Here is a 3,308-nt window from a genome sequence, read left to right as displayed (position 1 = left end):
GCCCCGGCCCGCGCCGCCTCCGCGACCGTGGAGCCCATGTCCGCGTCGCGCGCCAGGGCGAGTTGCACCTCCACCCACCCCGCCTCACCCGTCGGGGCGATCCGTACCGACGGTCCCGCCGGCCCGGGGAAGGGCACCGTGCCCCGCACCCCCGTCGGGGCCGTGACGGCGGTCACCACCGCCCGCTCCCGGGCATCCGTGTCACCCGACGTCGAACCGGGTCGGGAGGGCGTCCGGGAGGCCGGGGTGTCCGGAACCGTCGGTGCCCCGTCTCCCGGTTCCTCCGGCCGCTCCTCCGCCTCCAACAGGCCGGCCACCCGCACGTCCACGGCCGTCACCGGCAGTGACAGCGCGCGGGCCCCGGCGGTCAGGGCGGTCCGCACCCGCTCCGCGGCCTGAGGCAACGGTTCCTCGCCGGAGAGCAGCACCTCAGCATCCAGCAGCACCGCCCCCGCCGTCAGGCCGGCCGCCGGCCGCTCCTCCCGACCGAGGGGCGCGGCGGTCGTGTCCGGGGAGAACCGCAACCGCAGCAACCGCGCCCCGGGGACGGCGTGGGCGTCCCCGGTCAGGAGCTCGCGGACGGCTCCCTCGGCGATCCATCCGGCGCCGGCCGGAACCGGGTCGCCGAGGGGCAGGAGCCTGCCCATCCGCACCTGTTCCCGCACCGTCTCCGTCAGTCCCGGAACACCCATCCGTAACTCGCCCGCCTCGCTCGCCGTCGCCCGTGCGGCCGGCCCCGAACGGGGCGGCACGGGTCCGGGAGCACGTGCAGAGGGCTCCCGAATGGGTACAGCATCCCGTATGACCCCCTTGTCGACCACGCGGTTCACCCGGGCGGCGGAGCGTGTCGGGGCACGGGCGCCCGGGTTGTGCCTAATGTGGCCACCGGGCCGGTATTCGTCCGGGCGATGGGAACGGCCCGTGGTCGCCGGAGCCTTTGGGGGCCACCGCATCGATCCCGCAGGCCCGTGACGGGAGCCGTGTTCGGCGCGACCCCGATCGGGCACGAGGAGAGGCACCATGAGCGAGACCAGCACCGAGAAGAGCACCGAACGGAACACCGACAACGACACCTCCCGGGGCAGCCGCACCTCGGGCTCCCGGCGGGGAGGAGGCGATCCCGCCACCCGCGGTCGCACCACCATCGCCGACGGCGTGGTCGCCAAGATCGCCGGTATGGCGGCGCGGGACGTCCAGGGCGTCCACGCGATGGGCGGCGGGCTGGCCCGCACCTTCGGGGCGGTTCGGGACCGGGTGCCCGGCGGCGGAGGGGCTCCCGCAGCCACCCGCGGCGTCAAGGCCGAGGTGGGAGAGGTGCAGACCGCTCTCGACCTGGACCTGGTGGTGGAGTACGGCTACTCCATTCCCGACGTGACGCGGGATGTCCGCGAGAACGTCATCTCCTCCGTGGAAAGGATGACCGGCCTCGAGGTCGTCGAGGTCAACATCGCCGTGGGGGACGTCAAGCTCCCCGACGAGGAGGACGAGGAGGAGGACGGGGGCGAGAGTGGACGCCCGTCCCTCCAGTGATCCCGGGCCACGGCGGTTCGGACGGGCGACCGAACAAGCGCCCCGACACACGCCCGAACGAATGGAGTGAATGATGGGCATGGCCCTGGTCGGCATGATCGCCGGCATCGCGCTCGGCTTCGCCGGATACTTCGGTGGTTTCGGCGCCTTCCTCCTGGTGGCCGCGCTCGGGGCCGTCGGCTTCGTCGTGGGACGTTTCGCCGAGGGGGACATCAACCCGGGTGACTTCTTCCGGGGCGCGGGACGCGGCCGATGACCGATGTCTCCGAGGCCCGGACTCCCACCGACGAAGCCGGTGGAACCGGGGGAGCGACCGATGCCGCCCGATGGCCACCCGGCCCCCGGACGGTGCCCCCCGGCGAACGGGGAGCCACCCGGATCGCCGATCGCGTGGTCACCAAAATCGCCGAACAGGCCGTCCGTGAGGCGCTGCGCGCCGGCCCCGGCGGACCCCCCTCACGAGGTGGGGAGGACACCGCGGCCGGCGCGCCGGCGGGCGTGGCCCCGACGGCGCCGCCGGTCGCGCCGGTCGCGCCGGTGTCGGGCCGCGCCGGTCCCCGGGCGGAGGTCTCGGTCCGCCGACAGCCGGCCGCCGACGGCACCGGCGGCCTGGCCCGGGTGCGGGTGGAGGTCGAACTGGACTACCCCGGAGATCTCACCGGCCGGTGTGACGCCATCCGTCGCCGGGTCACCGAACGCCTGATCGAACTCGCCGGGATGGAGGTACCCGGCGTCGCGCTGGTGGTCTCGCGTCTGCACTCGGCGCACCGCCGCACCGGACGCACCGGGCGTGTCGGATGACCGGCCGGGAAGCGACGGATCGGGAACGGCAGGAGATGGAGACGGCGTGAGCGGCACGGAGCGAGAGGAGACCGCCGGGGGACCGGCGGTCCTGGAGAAGCACCCCCGGCCGGAGGACCCCCCCGAACGGGATCCGGGCACCGGCGGGCGGCGTGCCCACCGTTTCCGGTCGGCGCGCCGGGTGCCGGCGGCCCTGACGGCCCTGGTGCTGCTCGCGATCTGTGGTGCGCTGCTCTACGACGTGGTCGCGGTCCGCTCCGGTCGCCCGGCGGCCGAGTGGCGGGTGCGTCTGGCCGACGAACTGGCCACACGCCCGGTGGACGACCCCGTGATCCTGACGGGAGCGGCCGTCGCCGTCCTGCTCGGCCTGTGGTTGCTGCTGCTCGCCCTCACCCCCGGCCTGCGCGGTCTGCTGCCGCTGCGCGGGAAGGACCCCGACCTGCGGGTGGGCATCGAGCGCTCCGCCGTCGCCCACGTGGTGCGCGACCGGGCCGTCCGGGTCGCGGGCGTACGCTCCGCGCGGGTGTCGGTGGGACGCCGACGGGTTCGGGTCACGGCCGAGACGCACTTCCGGGATCCCGAGGAGGTGCGAGCGGAACTGCGGTCGGCCCTGGAGGAGTCCCTGGACGAGATCGCGTTCGCCCGCCCCCCTGCCCTCGCGCTGCGGGTACGCGGCTCGAGCGGCGGCTGAGCGGCCGGACCGTCCGGTCCGGTCGGGGACCACACAAAAAGCCCCGGCTCCGGGGACACGGGGAACACCGAGGAGAAACGGGAACGCGATGCGGATCGTCAACCGGGTGCTGCTTGCACTCATCGGGGTGCTCCTCGTGGGCGCCGGTGCCGCCGTGGTGGCCGCCGCCCTGGACCTCCCCGCCCGCTGGGGGATGAGTCCGCCCGACGGATGGAGCCCCCGGGCCCCCGATGACGTGCTGCTGACCGACGCCGACCGCACCCGATGGGTGGGGGAGGGGTGGTGG

Annotated in this window: 5 protein-coding genes and 1 pseudogene; 5 read left to right on the top strand and 1 reads right to left on the bottom strand. The window is 74.9% G+C overall.

All coding sequences use genetic code 11. From position 1 onward, the window contains the following. On the bottom strand, positions 1–692 hold a 692-nt coding region (locus tag FNQ90_RS17105), incomplete at its 3' end, for a hypothetical protein (protein WP_182607181.1). A 328-nt stretch (positions 693–1,020) separates the two neighbouring features. Here FNQ90_RS17105 and FNQ90_RS17100 point away from each other — a divergent pair. The 5 genes and pseudogenes from FNQ90_RS17100 to FNQ90_RS17080 form a co-directional block, all read left to right on the top strand. Continuing rightward, the gene (locus FNQ90_RS17100; protein WP_182607180.1) at positions 1,021–1,530 is read left to right on the top strand and encodes an Asp23/Gls24 family envelope stress response protein; all 510 of its coding nucleotides are present in this window, start codon (positions 1,021–1,023) and stop codon (positions 1,528–1,530) included. Between the two features lie 73 nt (positions 1,531–1,603). Beyond that, positions 1,604–1,786: a hypothetical protein gene (locus FNQ90_RS17095; protein WP_143619093.1), complete on the top strand. Its 183-nt coding sequence runs from the start codon at positions 1,604–1,606 to the stop codon at positions 1,784–1,786. Next, positions 1,783–2,331 carry an Asp23/Gls24 family envelope stress response protein gene (locus tag FNQ90_RS17090; protein ID WP_194432621.1) on the top strand — a complete coding sequence of 183 codons (549 nt, stop codon included), beginning with the start codon at positions 1,783–1,785 and terminating at the stop codon, positions 2,329–2,331. Before FNQ90_RS17095 ends, FNQ90_RS17090 begins: the two co-directional genes overlap by 4 nt. A 46-nt stretch (positions 2,332–2,377) precedes the next feature. Next, complete coding sequence (locus FNQ90_RS17085; RefSeq protein WP_182607179.1) at positions 2,378–3,022, top strand: DUF6286 domain-containing protein; 645 nt, start codon at positions 2,378–2,380, stop codon at positions 3,020–3,022. Between the two features lie 88 nt (positions 3,023–3,110). Continuing rightward, positions 3,111–3,308 (top strand): annotated as a pseudogene (locus tag FNQ90_RS17080) (alkaline shock response membrane anchor protein AmaP); the annotation flags it as partial.

It is taken from the genome of Streptomyces alkaliphilus (assembly GCF_014141535.1).
Taxonomy (GTDB): Bacteria; Actinomycetota; Actinomycetes; order Streptomycetales; family Streptomycetaceae; genus Streptomyces; species Streptomyces alkaliphilus.
This window is presented reverse-complemented; position numbering and strand designations above follow the sequence as displayed.

Bases quoted from the DNA above. Each gene is read 5' to 3' on its own strand.
- FNQ90_RS17100 (WP_182607180.1), top strand. From the start codon at position 1,021: ATGAGCGAGACCAGCACCGAGAAGAGCACCGAACGGAACACCGACAAC.
- FNQ90_RS17095 (WP_143619093.1), top strand. From the start codon at position 1,604: ATGGGCATGGCCCTGGTCGGCATGATCGCCGGCATCGCGCTCGGCTTC.
- FNQ90_RS17090 (WP_194432621.1), top strand. From the start codon at position 1,783: ATGACCGATGTCTCCGAGGCCCGGACTCCCACCGACGAAGCCGGTGGA.